The organism is Nodosilinea sp. FACHB-141 (assembly GCF_014696135.1).
GTDB lineage: Bacteria > Cyanobacteriota > Cyanobacteriia > Phormidesmidales > Phormidesmidaceae > Nodosilinea.
The window spans coordinates 113,790-129,293 of the sequence record NZ_JACJPP010000015.1; the positions used below are offsets into that span (position 1 = coordinate 113,790).

At 56.9% G+C, this 15,504-nt stretch carries 13 protein-coding genes; 7 read left to right on the forward strand and 6 right to left on the reverse strand.

All coding sequences use genetic code 11. The features are described 5' to 3' along the window. The first annotated feature begins 96 nt into the window (after nt 1-96). Both H6F59_RS16785 and H6F59_RS16790 read left to right on the forward strand, forming a co-directional pair. The gene (locus tag H6F59_RS16785; RefSeq protein ID WP_190702512.1) at nt 97-954 is read left to right on the forward strand and encodes a DUF6816 family protein; all 858 of its coding nucleotides are present in this window, start codon (nt 97-99) and stop codon (nt 952-954) included. A 526-nt stretch (nt 955-1,480) separates the two neighbouring features. After that, complete coding sequence (locus tag H6F59_RS16790; RefSeq protein ID WP_190702515.1) at nt 1,481-2,095, forward strand: hypothetical protein; 615 nt, start codon at nt 1,481-1,483, stop codon at nt 2,093-2,095. On the opposite strand, the gene H6F59_RS16795 is transcribed toward H6F59_RS16790, so the two are convergent. Further along, a complete protein-coding gene (locus H6F59_RS16795; RefSeq protein WP_190702518.1) occupies nt 2,070-2,933 on the reverse strand; it encodes a GDSL-type esterase/lipase family protein in 864 nt (287 codons plus the stop codon). The genes H6F59_RS16790 and H6F59_RS16795 overlap by 26 nt on opposite strands. A gap of 131 nt (nt 2,934-3,064) precedes the next feature. Further along, on the reverse strand, nt 3,065-4,156 hold the full coding sequence (ychF, locus tag H6F59_RS16800; protein ID WP_190702521.1) for a redox-regulated ATPase YchF: 1,092 nt from the start codon (nt 4,154-4,156) through the stop codon (nt 3,065-3,067). A gap of 200 nt (nt 4,157-4,356) precedes the next feature. On the opposite strand from ychF, the gene H6F59_RS16805 reads away from it, so the two are divergent. Both H6F59_RS16805 and H6F59_RS16810 read left to right on the forward strand, forming a co-directional pair. Next, nucleotides 4,357-4,971 (forward strand): hypothetical protein, encoded by a 615-nt coding sequence (locus tag H6F59_RS16805; protein WP_190702525.1) that lies wholly within the window; start codon nt 4,357-4,359, stop codon nt 4,969-4,971. Between the two features lie 84 nt (nt 4,972-5,055). After that, entirely contained in the window at nt 5,056-5,670 is a 615-nt protein-coding gene (locus tag H6F59_RS16810) for a thylakoid membrane photosystem I accumulation factor (protein ID WP_190702530.1), read from the forward strand. A gap of 18 nt (nt 5,671-5,688) precedes the next feature. On the opposite strand, the gene H6F59_RS16815 is transcribed toward H6F59_RS16810, so the two are convergent. Further along, nucleotides 5,689-6,681, reverse strand: a complete 993-nt coding sequence (locus H6F59_RS16815) for a Rieske 2Fe-2S domain-containing protein (RefSeq protein ID WP_190702535.1) — start codon at nt 6,679-6,681, stop codon at nt 5,689-5,691. Nucleotides 6,682-6,733: 52 nt separating this feature from the next. Between H6F59_RS16815 and H6F59_RS16820 the strand changes: the two genes are divergently transcribed. After that, nucleotides 6,734-7,516 carry a TetR/AcrR family transcriptional regulator gene (locus tag H6F59_RS16820; RefSeq protein ID WP_242021523.1) on the forward strand — a complete coding sequence of 261 codons (783 nt, stop codon included), beginning with the start codon at nt 6,734-6,736 and terminating at the stop codon, nt 7,514-7,516. 23 nt (nt 7,517-7,539) lie between these two features. Here the strand turns inward: H6F59_RS16820 and H6F59_RS16825 are convergent, their stop codons facing one another. Beyond that, nucleotides 7,540-8,355, reverse strand: a complete 816-nt coding sequence (locus H6F59_RS16825) for an inositol monophosphatase family protein (protein WP_190702540.1) — start codon at nt 8,353-8,355, stop codon at nt 7,540-7,542. A 2-nt stretch (nt 8,356-8,357) separates the two neighbouring features. Continuing rightward, the gene (locus H6F59_RS16830) at nt 8,358-9,821 is read right to left on the reverse strand and encodes a BCD family MFS transporter (RefSeq protein ID WP_190702543.1); all 1,464 of its coding nucleotides are present in this window, start codon (nt 9,819-9,821) and stop codon (nt 8,358-8,360) included. Nucleotides 9,822-10,189: 368 nt separating this feature from the next. Here H6F59_RS16830 and H6F59_RS16835 point away from each other — a divergent pair, with 368 nt between their 5' ends. Next, nucleotides 10,190-11,980: an SLC13 family permease gene (locus H6F59_RS16835; protein ID WP_190703043.1), complete on the forward strand. Its 1,791-nt coding sequence runs from the start codon at nt 10,190-10,192 to the stop codon at nt 11,978-11,980. 134 nt (nt 11,981-12,114) lie between these two features. On the opposite strand, the gene pstB is transcribed toward H6F59_RS16835, so the two are convergent. Further along, nucleotides 12,115-12,918, reverse strand: coding sequence for a phosphate ABC transporter ATP-binding protein PstB (gene pstB / locus H6F59_RS16840; RefSeq protein ID WP_190517533.1), 804 nt, complete (start codon nt 12,916-12,918; stop codon nt 12,115-12,117). Between the two features lie 451 nt (nt 12,919-13,369). On the opposite strand from pstB, the gene H6F59_RS16845 reads away from it, so the two are divergent. Continuing rightward, the gene (locus tag H6F59_RS16845) at nt 13,370-15,460 is read left to right on the forward strand and encodes a diguanylate cyclase domain-containing protein (RefSeq protein ID WP_190702550.1); all 2,091 of its coding nucleotides are present in this window, start codon (nt 13,370-13,372) and stop codon (nt 15,458-15,460) included. Nucleotides 15,461-15,504: the final 44 nt, after the last annotated feature.

Consider the following 15,504-nt stretch of genomic DNA (forward strand, 5'->3'; position numbering starts at 1 on the left):
GCCCATTCCAATCCGGGGGCGCAGAGCAGATCCTCACCTAAGGTATGCTAGGTCTGAATTTAGGTCGTTCTAGCTTATTATCTTGGTCGTTCATCTATGCCCCGATCGCTGCTCACTCTCCTGCGCCGCCGTCTGTTCTGGCTCACCCTGCTACTGACGGTGTGGCTACTGTGCAGCGGTCAGGCTCCGGTGGGCGCGACGGCTTTAAAGGGCGGTCAAAGTTTGGTCGAGCGCCTAGCGGCTTTTCCCCAGTGGGGCACCAAGCCCGCATTGCCTGTGGCTCGAGGCGACTTGGTTTATCCCGACTGGTTGCGGGGCAAGTGGCAGCTCACCAGCACTCTAGTCGATTTGGCGGCACCCATGGCTCCTGACTTGGTGACTCCTGGTTTTGAGGGCAATCGCGCACAGCTAGGTATCCCAGTGACCTGTCCAGTGCAGTTTGTAGCAGCACCACGGGGGGCGCAGCGTGGCCCGCTGGGAGCCGTGCAGCGTTTAATCCCCGCTGTAGCCGGTTCGCCGCAAACCGTAGCCGATCGCGCCTTTAATGGATTAAGCATGGCTCGCGCCTACCTGGGAGAGGTTGTGGTGCAGGCGGTCAAGGTAGACCCCAGCAATCCCAACCGCCAGGTGACGCTGCTGAAGGGCAACCGTCAGCTTGAGTCCACAGTGACGGCCCGAACTATTGAAGTGCCTGGGGAGGCTGAATTTATTACTGTGGAGCGATTTCAGCAGGTGTTTCGAGGTGGCGTTGCAATTCCTTACTTCAATGAAGTGGAAACTACCACCGCCTATCGCCGAGTAGCAGACGGCTCTGCGGGGTCGGGTTTCGCCACCCGCGTGGGGGCTGACCAGGTGACGGCGGTGTATTTGTCGCCCCAGGATCCCGAGTTTCTCAAGGCTCAAAATCAACCTGTGGCGTTGTATCGCTATCGCTTGGAACTGGTACCGATATAGCTTAAGTGCGGGCATCGGTGGGCTTCTCTACCTAAATCTGAATCATTGAACCGCTTGTCCAGGTCTGTTGTTCTGCCTCAGTGCCCTTGTAGTACACAACCCAAAACGTTCTTGATGCAAATTTAATTTAACGGCACTTCAACGCTGCAACAAATCGCAGTAGCATGGGCTTGGGCTCGCAATAGCCTCTGGCTCCACGCGAGTATATGCTGACGCTAACAATAAATTCTTTGCAATTGCTCTCTCAATCAAATTTGCTTTGCCATTGAAAAATGCGCTGGTCTTAGGGGTCCCATCAGGCCCAAGCGCTTTAAAGCTACTTTTGTAACTCTTTGTTTTTCCAGGCAGGCTTAGCTGCAAGCTGGCTTGCCAGACCTTAACCAGACTGCAATCTTGAAATTTCAAGGCAAAACCGTTGTGCCTTGAAATGCCGAATGCTTAGCAGTTCTGATTCTATGACTGGCCGGCGCGCTCCGATTCGTGCAGCAGTGCCCGATTTCCCTTGTAATTCTATTGGAAGATAGCTATGCCCGGCTCTCAGACAGCCAACCAGCCTTTACCCAATGTTGCTCGACCCTATCGAGTTGCGATCGCAGGCACCATTACCAACGCCGCTACCGGCGACATCATGCCTCAAGCCGTGGTGCGCATTACTGCTGCCCCGGCCGCCTTTGCCGAAGGGGTCATGGCGCTTTTAGTTGCTGCGATCGCCCATCGCCCTGATGTTCAAGCCTACTACGGTGACCTCATTGCCGAATGGCAGCGGTCTTCGGACCCTCTAGCAACAGCGCAGCGGTTGCTTGATTGCCTAGAGCAGCCGCTGGCCCTAGCCCGACCTGACCAAACCCAGAGCGGCGGCGATGGCCACTACTGCTTTTATGACCTACCGGCCGGTTCCTATACGCTTACGGCCACCTATATCCTGCCCCACCGTGGCCAAGGGGTGACCTCTGCTCAGGTAGAGGTTTGCCCTAGCGATCGCCGACTCAGCTTTGCGGCCGTGGATCTGGCTATTAGCCTAGTGCCCGGAGCTTGCCCGCTGACGGTGGTGGGCGATTGCTCACCCTCACGGTTCATGGAAGGTCCAGAACAGTTTTGGCATGTCCCAGCCCACCCTAAGGTTGAAACTCTGTCTCATTGAGCAGAGCCAGAGCGGTGCGCCACACCATGTAGCCATCCTGGTTGAGGTGCAACCCGTCGGTGGTGAGGTCGGCTCGCAGATAGCCGTCGCCATTGACAAACAGCGGATACAAATCTAAAAACTCAGCCCCTGTCTCGGCGGCTACAGCCTTCAGCTGAGCATTCACCGCACGAATTAGATCGGGGGAGACGGCCACCAGGCGATCGCGCCCTTCCCAGGTGGCCATCTCGCCACCGTGGGGCAAAATTGACTGCACCACCACTCGCGTTTGGGGATGCGTCTGGTGCAGGTAGTCCACCATTTTGCGGACGTTGTACACCAGGTCGGCCTCAGAGCCACCCCAGATCAAGTCGTTGATGCCCACCATGATGAACACTGCTTCGGGAGAGGTGCTGTCGAGCAAGTAGAGGCGATCGCGCAGGCCAGTCGATTTTTCCCCTGAGATGGCTTGATTTATCCAGGTTCTACGTCCCGGCAGCATGTTGGCCGGAAACCACAGCGTTAGGGAATCGCCCAGCAAAACCGTCTGACTTGGCGCATCAATGGCTACCGCAGCCTCAGCCTCGGCTGCCAGCAGCGCCACCCACTGCTCGTAATCGAGGCTGTGGCGCTTTCCCAACTCAGGCTCAAAGGGGGCAACCGGTTGCGGGTCAGCCGCAAAGGCGTTGGCCTGGGGCAGCACCGCATCCCCCGCTTGACTCAGCTGTCGCAGCATCGCCATCGCCGTGATAAACAGCAGCCCATTCAACACCAGCGACAGCAGCGCCCAAGGGGGGACCCGCTGAAGCCGATGTAGCGCCGAGCGAAACTGAAGATAGGGTGGAAGCGGTAAAGCCACAGCGATATACCTACAAACCTGGAGCTAGAGAACCAGCCCCGCCAATGGGTCAAATTGTAGATAGATTTTCCCCCACAAACCACTATTGTGGCGAGGTTTTTTGTGTGCTTTGGAGGATAGTAAAACGCGGGCTACACGTTGAACCGAAATAGCATCACATCGCCTTCCTGCACCACATACTCTTTGCCCTCGCTGCGGACCTGCCCTTTATCTTTGGCCGTAGCCATTGACCCTGCGGCCACCAGGTCCTTGTAGGCCACCGTCTCGGCGCGAATAAAGCCCCGCTCAAAGTCGGTATGAATAACGCCAGCCGCCTGGGGGGCAACCATGCCCGCCTTGATTGTCCAGGCGCGGGTTTCCTTCGGGCCAGTGGTGAAATAGGTGCGTAGCCCCAGCAGTTCGTAGGTAGCGCGAATCAGCGTCTTGAGGCCGCCTTCTTCGACGCCGAGGGCCTCGAGAAAGTCCTTGCGCTCCTCGTCATTCAAATCCACCAGTTCTGACTCCACTTGAGCCGAAATCACGACCACCTGAGCATTTTCTGCTGCCGCCACCGCCCGCACTTGCTCCACCCAGGCATTGCCGCTGGCCAGATTCTCTTCAGAGACGTTGGTGGCGTAGATGACGGGCTTGCGGGTGAGCAGTCCCAGGGGTTTGATGATCGCCTCGGCTTCAGCGTCGAGTTCCACCTGGCGGGCAGGTTTGCCCTCGTTGAGCACCGGCAATATTTTTTCGAGAATGGCCAGCTCGGCCTGGGCCTCCTTGTCAGCGCGGGCCAGCTTGCGCACCCGATCGACTCGGCGTTCGAGCTGGGCTAAATCAGACAGGGCCAACTCGAGGTTAATCACCTCAATGTCACGCACCGGGTCAACCGAGCCGGAGACATGAATGATGTCGTCGTCCTCAAAGCAGCGCACCACGTGGACGATCGCATCCACCTCGCGAATATTGGCCAAAAACTGGTTGCCCAGTCCTTCGCCCTGGCTGGCCCCCTGCACCAAGCCCGCAATATCGACAAACTCAACCCGAGCCGGCACCGTCTCCACTGAGCTAGAGATGTCGGCTAGCACCCGCAGCCGGGCGTCGGGCACCGCCACAATGCCCACGTTTGGTTCGATAGTGCAAAAGGGAAAGTTTGCGGCCTGGGCCTTGGCGTTGGCCACCACGGCGTTAAACAGGGTAGATTTGCCAACGTTGGGCAGGCCAACAATGCCAGCTCGTAACATGGGGTTAACTCTAGATTCGGGGCAACGGGGAAGGGTAAAAGGCCTTAGTTTTAGGGTCAAGGCCGATCTGAGATCTCAAACCCTGCACCTGATATCTTGCACCTTAAACCCCTACCTAGCATAAGAGAGGATGGGGCCATTGCGGAGGTGTTGCTATACCCTTAAGGCAAACCAAACCAACGACCGCAAAAGGGTGAGCTATGGCTGGAGTGACAGGGACAGGGCAGTGGATGCGGCCCGTTCTAGTGGCAGGGCTAGTGGCGCTGGGGCTAGCGGGGTGCGACACCCTGGGTCTGTCGCGATCGCCCGAGGGCACCGGCGAGATGAGCAACCAGTATGTTGACAACGGGTTTCGCGGCGATATGCTGGTGAGCCGCATGAAGCCTGTGCAGCTCCGGCTGCAACCCGGCTGGAGCGCCGCCCCTACCGGCACTCTGCACAACAACGCCGACCTTGAGGCCTACAACCTCGACGAAAACATGTTTTTGGTCGTGCTCGGTGAAAATCGCGAGGCGGTGGCCCGCGGCAATATCGAGGATCAGGCCAACGTTTATTTGCAAATTCTCAAGGGCGGCTTTAGTCAGGTGCTTGCCAACCAGGCCCGCACCGGCGTCGAGCGGATCAGCAGCTTTCCGGCGGTGCAGTACGAGGTGCGGGGCAATGTGTCTGAGCAGGCCGTGGCCTACCTGCACACCACCATTGAAATGGGCGAAGACTATTATCAGGTGGTGGTGTGGACCCCCGACGATCTCCGCACGGCCAATGCCGAAGCCATGCGGGCCGTAGTAGAGGAATTTCGCGCTTCTCAGCTTTAAGCGCCGCCATTCTGTGGCCTAATAGAGTCTGTGGCTTCGTGGCTATTACGCCTCGGCCTCAGCCCCTAGACCAAGGACATTGCCATGCTGCGCTGGCTTATTGCACCGTTTTCTACCCTAGCCGTTTTCCCCAAGGCCCTGACTGGCTTGAGCCGTGGCTTTGGCCTAGCCTGCGCGGCCCTGGTGCTGTGGCTGAGTCTGGGCGGGCAGCCCGCTGCCCTAGCCGGCCTCACCGACGACAATTACGACGGCAATATCTTTGCCCTCTACGCTGGTAACGGGTCGCTAGTGCCGCCTAAGGTCAGCCTGGAGCAATCGCTGCGCTACGGCAAGCCTGCCATTGTGGTGATCTATGTAGACGACAGCAGCGACTGTAAGAAATTTGCGTCGGTTATTTCCCAGCTTCAGGCTCCCTACGGTCGGGTGACCAACTTTGTGCCGATTATGGCCGATGCAATTCCCGTCAAAGACTCCTACGAGCCCAACGAGCCGGGCTACTACTTCAAGGATGCTGTTCCCCAAACTCTGGTGTTCAATGCCCAGGGAGAGCTGGTGTTTAACGAAGTTGGCATAGTCCCCTACGAGGCGATCGACGATGTCATGCGAGAGGTCTTTGACCTGCTGCCCCGCACCGAGTCGGAAGAGCTGCGCCGTCGTCCCATCAACGAGGTGAATTCGGAGCTGGTGCCAGAGCAGTAGGTTGCTCTAAAAGCAGATCTATTTGGAAAATGTCGGTTCAACGACGGCTGGAAAATTGGCAAAGTTGCGGCGTACCCAGTCCATGCCCACCTCGTTATTGAGCCTGATTTTTTGCGGCGCGTTGGGGTAAATCTTGCCCAAAATAGCTGCATCTTGATCGACCACCACTTGGCCAAAGTTGAGATAGGCGCGACCCATCAGGTTAAAGGCTGGGTGCTTGGCTTGGCCAAACAGCAGAATGTAGGTGCGGGTGCGGTTTTTGGCCTCGGGTACAAACAGGTGGCACTGGGCCACTCTACCCAAGGACGATTCGCCGTGAAAGGTTACCAGGGCGGGGAAGTGATTTTCCATGTGGGCACTGAGGGTGCTGGGCAGCAGAAACAGATCGGGGCGGCGCAGCTTTTCCATCAGCGAGTAGGGGGCGGTGGGCATGTCGTAGTAGGCGTGTGACTCATACCCTTGGTCCAAAAACTGGTGAAACTGCACTTCGGCAATGCGAAACAGGTCCCGGTGGGTGCCGTTTTGGTGGTTGTAGTCGTGCATATTGAGCAGCATGGAGAGCAGGTCGGTTTCGACCGAGCAGTCGGCGGTAGAGCCCATGAAGGTGTACTCGGCTGCGATCGCATTCAGCACCCCGGGAATTGGCACCTTGGGCTCGTAGCCCCCGTAGGACCAAACAAAATCGCCCTGGACAATTAGCTCTAGGGGCTCTAGCTGAGGCAGGGTTTGTTGCTTGGACCCCGGCAGCACTGTGCAACCCCGCTCGTCAAACCCTAGGGCGTGGAAGGGGCAAACGACTCGACTGCTGCCGTCACCCGCTGCTTCGCACCAGCCTTCTGACAGCATTGCCCCCATGTGCGGGCAGGCGTTGGGCAGGGCATGAACCTCGCCTGCGCCATCTCTCCACAGGACGTAATCATTACCGTAGAGGGAAATTTTGCGGGGCTGGTTAGTGGTCAACACAGACTTGTGCGCCACAAGCCAGGGCGCACCGGGAAGCATGGACTGCATAGAAGCCTCCAACAGATATAAAATTGTGAGAAGTTCGTCGTGTTTTAAAAATATGACAGATGAATCGCATTCGTCAAGCAATCTGCGTCGCCAGCCTAAGCAGCGGCGGGGCCAGCAGCGGGTCGAAAAAATTCTAGAAGCCGCCGCGCTGGTGTTTGACGAAGTGGGCTACGAGGCGGCCACTACTCACCAAATTGCCGAGCGAGCGGGCACGGCGATTGGGTCGCTGTACCAGTTTTTTCCCGATAAAGCGGCGATCTTTAACGCGATGGAACTACGTCACCTGGAACGGGTGCAGGCTATGTGGAGCCAAGCCAATGCCCAAGAATTTTGGCGACTGCCGCTGCAGGAAATGTTGACTCAGCTCACCACTGGCGTGGTGGCAATGTTTGAGCAGCCAGTGTCGCGGGTGATGTTTGTGCAGTTTTACACGGCGCGCGATCGCTTCCAAACTATCGACGACAGCCTGACCCAGGAAGCAATCGCATTTCTCTCCACCATCCTGCACCAGCGCAACCCAGACCTGCCAACGGAGCGGCGCGATCTCCTAGCAGAGGTCTGCGTTCATAGCTGTAACGCCCTCATTTTGGCGGCTCTGCGGCAGCCCGATGAAGACAAGCGCGATCGCCTGGTGCAGCAAATTCCAGTGCTACTGGCTGCGTACCTGGCTGCCGATGTGGGCGATCAGATTCACGGCTATGTAATGAATGTAATGATTTGCTCTCACTGTAATTCTCAGGAGCTGGCGAAGAACGGGCGGCGGCGGGGCAAGCAGTGCTATCTCTGCAAGAATTGCGGAAAGCAGTTTGTGCGCCCTGCCGCCGAGTCCTTGTAATTTTGGGCTGGCGATCGCGCCGTCTAGGAATTGGCCACCTGCTGTACCAGCGGCCGAAAGAATTCTTCTAGGGGAGCCTGGGCTGTTGCTAGCGTGGGGTAGGGGCGAGTGCTGTAGTCTTTGCCCACCATCAGCGGGAAGGGTTCCACATCATCTAGCGGTACCCAGGTGGCCCCGGCGGCTTGGACGATCGCCCACACTGCTGCAATATCCCAAATCTTGGGTGTCGCTTCTACCGCGCCAATTGCCCAGCCAGCTCCTACGAGCAGCAGGTTATAGGCCGCCGACCCCAGCATGCGAATCTTGCAGGGAAAGGGTTTCTCCAGTACCGAGGTGCTACGGGCGCAGAGGCTAAAGAACTGGGTCTTGTCGGGGGTTGCGTCGCTACTGTGGATAGGACGACCATTGCAGAACGCGCCCCTGGGCATCTCCAGCCCGCCTTCTCCTGGCCAGTAGCCATAGAAGGACTGGTTGAGCGGCGGCATGGCCACGTAGCCAAACACAGGAGTGCCGCGATACAGCAACCCCAAGGAGATGCCCCACACCGGAATACCGCGCGTAAAGTTGGTGGTGCCGTCAATGGGGTCAATAATCCAGCACCAGTCGGTGGCAGGGAAGATGTGCTCCACCTCTTCGCTGAGCACGCCGTGATCGGGGAACTGCTGGTAAATAGCGGCGCGCAGGGTATCGTCGGCCCAGCGATCGCACCGGGTCACCAAACTGCCGTCAGCTTTCAAGTCGGCCTGCACTTGGCCAAAGTCTTCGAGCAGCTTTTGCCCCACAGTTTTTGTGGTCGCCTCGGCAAAGGCCAGCACCTCGTCCCAAAAGTTTTGTGACATGCTCAATCCATATCGTTTTCGAGGGCAGCGGTGATTGCCGCCTTGGCATTGGCCTGAAATTCTTGAATATTCACCCGGCTGAGCAGCCAAATCGCGACCAGCATGCCGATCGCTTGCAGGGTAAACACCAGCCCATAGGCCAAAAATGCCTGGGGCTGCCCCACTTCTCCCGCTCCGTTAAAGGTTCTAAGGATAGCGCGACCCAAATCGAGCACGCCGCCGCCGAGAACTGTCGCGCTACCTCGGGCGATCGCCTGGGCCAACCCCCAGGCCCCAATAAAGGTGCCTGCTGTCTCGGCCACCGTCAGATCGAGCATCAGCACGATCGCCCCCAAAGTGAGAATGCCAGAGGCCGTGCCAAACAGAAACACCGCCGTCAACAATATCGCCGGGTTGCCCGTCAGCCCTGACAGGGTGATACCCACCAGGCACAGCGCTGCCCAGCTACAGCCCAGCACCACCGTACGCTTTTTGCCGAGGCGGGGCACTAACAGCCAGCCGCTGGCGATAATACTCAGCAGCGTTCCCATACCAAAGGCGGCGTTGAGTTGGGTAGTTTCGGCAATGGTCATGCCAAAGACTTCGCCACCGTAGGGCTCCAGCACCGCATCCTGCATGAACAGGCTGAGGCTGAGCACCAGCAAAAAGGTGAAAAACAGCCCCGTTTGGCGGCTGGCGGTGAGAATCTTGAGGGCCCGACCGAGGGTGAGGCTGTCTTCGCGATCGCGCAGCGACGATCGCTGGGTCAGCCGCGAATACTTGCGCTCAATGCCGTAGGTGCTCAGCACCGCCAGTACGCACACCACCGCTGGGGCAATCACAAACAGTCGGTTCACCGCGCTGCGCACCTGGTCAAAAGGGGCATTCAGCTCAATCGGCTTCAGTACGATGGAGGTGATAATCACCCCGGCGATAATGCCCACCATCAGCATGGCCCAGCCAATGCCTACCAGGCGAGAGCGGCTATCTTCATCCGACACATCTACCAGCAGCGCCGTAAACGGAGTCGAGGTAGCGCTCAACGCCAGACCGTAGATCGCAAACAGAAGCCCTAGCAGCCCCACCCACGGATACACCGCTGGCCCCCAGCCTCCCTCGGCAATGCGGCTGCCGATCTGCCATACCACTTGCAACGCGCAAAACGCCGTCACCGCTACCGTCACAATGCCCAGCCAGATATAGCCGCTGCGGTGGTGGCCAAAAATTGGCCTAGAGTCAGACATCTGGCCAAACCACACTCGGGCGGGGGCCATAAACTGATGCACGGCGATCGCCCCCGCCGCCACCAGCGCCGGTACGCGCAATTCTTCGATCATCACCCGGTTGAGCACCCCCAGGGTGAGCAGCGACATAATGCCCAAACCCATGTTGAACACCCCCAGGCGCAGCATGGTCAGAAGGCCTAGGTTGGGCTTGGGGACGGCCGCCGAGCCCGGAGCCGAGGGCGAAACATCGGGGCTAGTCATAGGCTTTTAAGAAAAATCTTCAAAGGATAGTACTACCTTAGAACCTAATTGTATGGCCATATCAGGTTGCCCCTAACCCAGTACGCGAGCTAAGGAAAACATTCTCACTAATTCGTTAGACCAGACCAGACAAAAAAAGCTGCTCAGGTCAAGCATTGAAAGACGGCGATAACTTTTGACGACTACTGCTGCCGGAAATTTTTCAAGTCCTGGGTCCAGTGAGCGCATTAGGCTTCTACACAGCAGGTGTATGCCTTGGCATGAAACCAGGAAAAAAGCTAAATGGGCCTCCGGTGACCCTCAACTGTTTAAAGCATGCGGTGTGCAAGACTTAAGCTCAGTCTCAGCCTCAAATTTGTATGGACTTTATTCAAAATCCTATTTTTCTAATGTTGGTGGTGCTGATCTGCTCTCTGATCGCCTTTGTGGCAGAGTGGCTACCGGTAGATTTGACCGCCCTGGCGATCGCCACTGTATTAATTGTTTTAGGGTTAGTTACGCCCGAGGAAGGCATTGCCGGGTTTGGCAACGCCGCCACCGTTACCGTCATGCTCATGTTCATTCTGAGCGCTGGAGTCGCCAAAACTGGTGTAATTCAGATCGTGCGAGACTGGCTGTTGAAATGGGGAGGCAAGGAGCCTTCCCGACAGATTTTTGTGATGGGCATCCTAGTAGGGCCGATCACTGCTTTTATCAACAACACGGCTGTGGTGGCCATCTTTCTGCCGATTGTCGAGGAATGGTGTAACAAACAGAACATTTCGCCATCGAAGCTGCTTATTCCTTTGTCCTACGTCACGGTGCTGGGCGGCATGATTACGGTGATCGGCACGTCGACTAACATTCTGGCCAGTGGGGTGTCCAAAGACTTGGGCTATGGAGAATTCGGGCTATTTCAGTTCACTGCCGTTGGGGTAATCACTTTTGCTGTGGGCTTGGCTTACCTAGCTCTATTTGCGCCCAAACTCTTGCCCGATCGCAAATCGTCGTCCCCTAACTTGTCAAACTACGATTTGAAAGACTACATGAGCGAGGTCGTCATCACCCCGCGCTCAACCCTAATTGGTCAGACCCTAAAAGCGAGCGAAATTCAGCGAAAGTTTGACATCGACGTGTTGGAGATCATTCGCGATGGTAGCCACTTTGCCCAACCCCTAGCCGACAAGGTGCTGCAGGCGGGCGACGTACTGCTGATTCGAGGCGGCCGAGATGAACTGCTCAACCTCAAAGATCAGCGTGGGCTAGACATTTTACCTGAGGTCAAATTTGGCCAACAACCCATTGAAGACGAGCCAGATACCAGCGAAGAGCACATTGCTGAGGTGTTGATTCTGTCGAATTCTCGATTGGTCGGAGCCACTCTTAAGGAAATGCGCTTTCGCCAACGCTACAACGCCACGGTGCTGGCCATCCGGCGAGGCGAAGAACTGGTGCGCGATCGCATGGGCAAAGTTCCCCTCCGTTTTGGCGACTTGCTACTGGTGCAGGGACCTCAGAGCAGCTTTACCGGCTTGCAAACCACCCGAGAACTGCTGGTTCTCGAACAGCGCGAGGCTGAGGGCCTGCGGGTTGATAAGGCTTGGGTCGCGATCGCGATCATCTTGGGAGTAATTGTGGTCGCCGCCTTGAACTGGGCTCCTATTCTCGTCACCGCTCTGATGGGGGTGATGGCAATGGTGATTACAGGCTGCCTAAAACCAGGAGAAATCTATGGTTCGGTGCGGTGGGACGTGATTTTTTTGCTGGCCGGGTTGATTCCCCTCGGCACAGCTATGGAAAATTCTGGTACTACGGACTGGCTAGCCCAGCAGCTAGCCGCCATTGGCGGTGGAGCCTCAGGCATTGTCCTGCTGATAATTTTCTATCTGGTGACTAATCTTTTGACCGAGCTGCTTTCAAACAACGCTGCCGTCATCTTAATGATTCCGATCGCAGCGGGAGTAGCCACAAGTCTAGAGCTAAACCCCATCGCCTTTATTTTCACCGTCACCTTTGCGGCCTCTAACAGCTACATCACGCCGATCGGTTACCAGACCAACACGATGGTGTATGGCCCAGGGGGCTACAAATTCTTTGACTTTACCCGAGTCGGTTTGCCCCTCAACATAATTTTGACGGTGATAACGCCACTCTTGATTGCCTGGTTGTACGGCCTATAGGTGTTACGGCGCTCGGGTATCAAGGGAATCGTCTGACTACAGTCAATCTGCTCACCCCAGCTATTAAAGTAATAAACCGTGTGGTTGAGCTAAATCAACCACACGGTTCACAACCAAGCGTTAGTGGAGCAAACTTAGCCAAAACGGCCCGAAACGTAGTCGCGGGTAAACTGCTCACGGGGGTTGTTAAACATGACTTCGGTATGGTCGTACTCCACTAGATAGCCGACCTTACCGCCCTTGTCCGTCGCCTCAGCGTTGTAGAAAGCGGTGCGATCGGACACCCGTGAGGCCTGCTGCATGTTGTGGGTGACCACGATGATTGTGTAGTCCTGCTTGAGCTGCTGCATGGTTTCCTCAATCTTGATGGTCGAGATTGGGTCAAGGGCCGAGCAGGGTTCATCCATCAAAATGACGTCAGGCTGAATGGCGATGGTGCGGGCGATACAGAGGCGCTGCTGCTGTCCTCCCGACAGCGACAGACCACTCTGCTTCAGCTTATCCTTCACTTCATCCCACACGGCGGCCTTGCGCAGTGACGTTTCCACTAGCTCATCCATATCACCCTGGTAGCCATTGATACGAGCGCCCCAGGCAACGTTTTCGTAGATTGACTTAGGGAAAGGGTTGGGTTTTTGAAACACCATGCCAATTCTGCGGCGGAGTTCTACCGCGTCTACCTGCTTGGCATAAATATCGCTGCCGTGGAAAGTGATCTTGCCCTCTACCCGGCATGACGCAATTAGATCGTTCATGCGGTTGAAGCAGCGCAGAACCGTGCTCTTCCCACAGCCAGAGGGGCCGATAAAGGCGATAATCTCATTCCGAGGAATGTGTAGGTCTACGTTGCGCACGGCTAAGGTAGAGCCATAGTAGACATTGAGATTCTCGGCCCTCAGGGCTACATCTGTAGAGGTTAGAGCTTGGGTGTTTAACATGAGGGCACCAGAATCGCGCTACCGGCTAGCAAGCGTGGACATCCTAACTATTGCAGGCCCAGACACCCTTTGGGGTTAAGGAGAGGCTAAGAGGCTCCGACCTAGACCGTATAATCCCTAGAAAATCGTAGACAGAGGCTTAACATTTTTTATGCCAAGCCCACTAAAAACGCCTAGAACCAAGACCTTGCGGCTGCAACTGCTTTAAATCACCTGACTTGTTCCGTGAGGGTGCTGAAATAGCTGTTTGAGATCACGGGCTAGCCTTTACTTAGCCCCTAGGATAGGCCTATAAGCCAAGCCCTAACCTTCTGTAAACATGTGGCACAGCAAGTGTTTCAGGGCCGGTCTAGGCGCTTTATTCTAGAAAAGTAGGTAGGGTGTTTTGCTTCACTTAATATTGCCGCTCAATCCAGTGCCAAAACTCCCGTTCTACCGACCATTGAGCCGTTTGCTTAAGCCCTTTTCGCTCAGCACGGTGTTGGTAGCGATTTTTGTGCTTCAGCTGGTTAGTGCGGTTGGGCTGCTGGGGTTTTTGAGCTTTTATCTCGGCAACTGGGCCGTGGCGTTGGTGAGCCTGGGTGCCATTGGCAGCTCGGTGGTGGTGGGGCTGGCGGTGGTCAATCGAGTGCTACAGCCCATTGCCCAGCTGCGCCGGGCCATTCAAGCTACGGCCCAGGGCAATTGGCAAACCCCAGTCCCTATTGAGAGCACCGACGAGTTGGGGCAGCTGGCGCGGGCGTTCAACACCATGGCAGCTAAGCTACACGATTCATTTGCCGAGCTAGAGCACCTCAACCACGAGCTTCAGCGCAGCGAGCGGCGCTGGAGACAGTTTTTAGACGGCATTCCTTTGGGCATTGCCGTCTACGATTGCCACGGCCAGATGGTGTTTGCGAGTCAGCAGGCCCGCATTTTGCTCTGCCTTGAAGACATGCCCTCAATACCGTCCCTCGGGCTGGACGAAACCTGCATTGCCTACCGGGCCAGTACTGGCCAGCGCTACCCTACCGCGGCATTGCCCATAACCATGGCGCTGCGGGGACAGCCCGGCTGGGCCGACGATATTGAGCTGCGACCGGGTAATCAGGCTATCCCCGTTGAGATGGTGACGACGCCCATTTTTGACCAGGGGGGGCAGGTGGAATATGCGATCGCTGCCTTTCAAGACATCACCACCCGCAAGCAGGCCCAAACCCTACTGGCTGACTACAACCAAACCCTGGAGCGCCAGGTGGCCGATCGCACCGCTGCCCTGCGCCAGGCCGAGGCCACCCAGCGAATTATTTTAGAGGCGATTCCCGACCTGCTGGTGCGGTTTTCGGGCGATGGCATCTGTCTCGACGTGATGAATGCCGGAGCGGTCAACCTGATTGCTGAACCCAGCACCCAGATCGGCAGACCCATGCATGAGGTGCTTCCCGCCGATATGGTTGCCGAGCGCATGCACTACATTCAGCTGGCGCTACAAACCGGCGCACCTCAGGTCTACGAATATCGCTTTTCCACAACCGACGGCTGGCGCTATGAAGAAGCGCGGATTGTCACCAGTGGCCCTGACCAAGTATTGGCGATCGTGCGCGACATCACCGAACGCAAGCAAGCCGAGGCCGAAATCGCTCGCCAGCGTCAGTTTCTGCAAAATGTGATCGACAGCATTCCCAGCATCATTGTGGTCAAGGACCGTCAGGGCCGGGTGCAGATGGCCAACCGCGCCAGCGCCAGCCTTCACGGCATTACCCCCGCCGACATGGTGGGCAAGCTCGACACCGACGTCAACCCCAACGTTTCGATGTTTGAGGCCATCCAGCAGCACCGCATCCATCAACAGGTGATTGAGACCCAAATTCCATACCAGGGTGAGCAGGAAGTGATCGACCGAAGTGGCGTTCGCCGCTGGTACCAGGTCGTAATTAGCCCCTTCCAGGATGCCGACGGCACCATCAACGGCGTGATTACGAACTGCATCGACATCACCGATCGCAAGGGGATGGAAACCGCCCTGACTGAGGCCAACGAAACCCTGGAGCGCCTGGCTACTCTGGATGGGCTAACCCACATCCCCAACCGCCGCCGCTTTGACGAGTACCTGGAGCAAGAGTGGCAGCGCATGGTGCGCGAGCAGCAGCCCCTGTCGCTGATTATGTTTGACGTCGATTTCTTCAAACCCTATAACGACTGCCTGGGCCACCAGCAGGGGGATGAGGCGTTGATCGCGATCGCCGCCGCCGCCACCCGCGCCGTCAAGCGCGCTGCCGACCTGCTGGCCCGCTACGGCGGCGAAGAGTTTGCGGTGGTGCTGCCCAACACTCGCCGCGCTGGAGCTGAGATTGTTGCCAAGGCTATTCAAGACGAAATCGCCGCCCTCAAAATGGTCCATCCCCAGTCGTCCGTGAGCGACTACCTCACCATCAGCATCGGTATCGCCAGCGTGGTGCCCACCGCAGACCAGTCGCCTGAAGACCTGATCGCCGCCGCCGATGCCGCGCTGTACCAAGCCAAAAGGAGAGGGCGCGATCGCTACTGGATTCGTCTCATCTAACTATCGTTGCCGGATGAGATTTCCTGGGCATTCTAGGCTCAGTC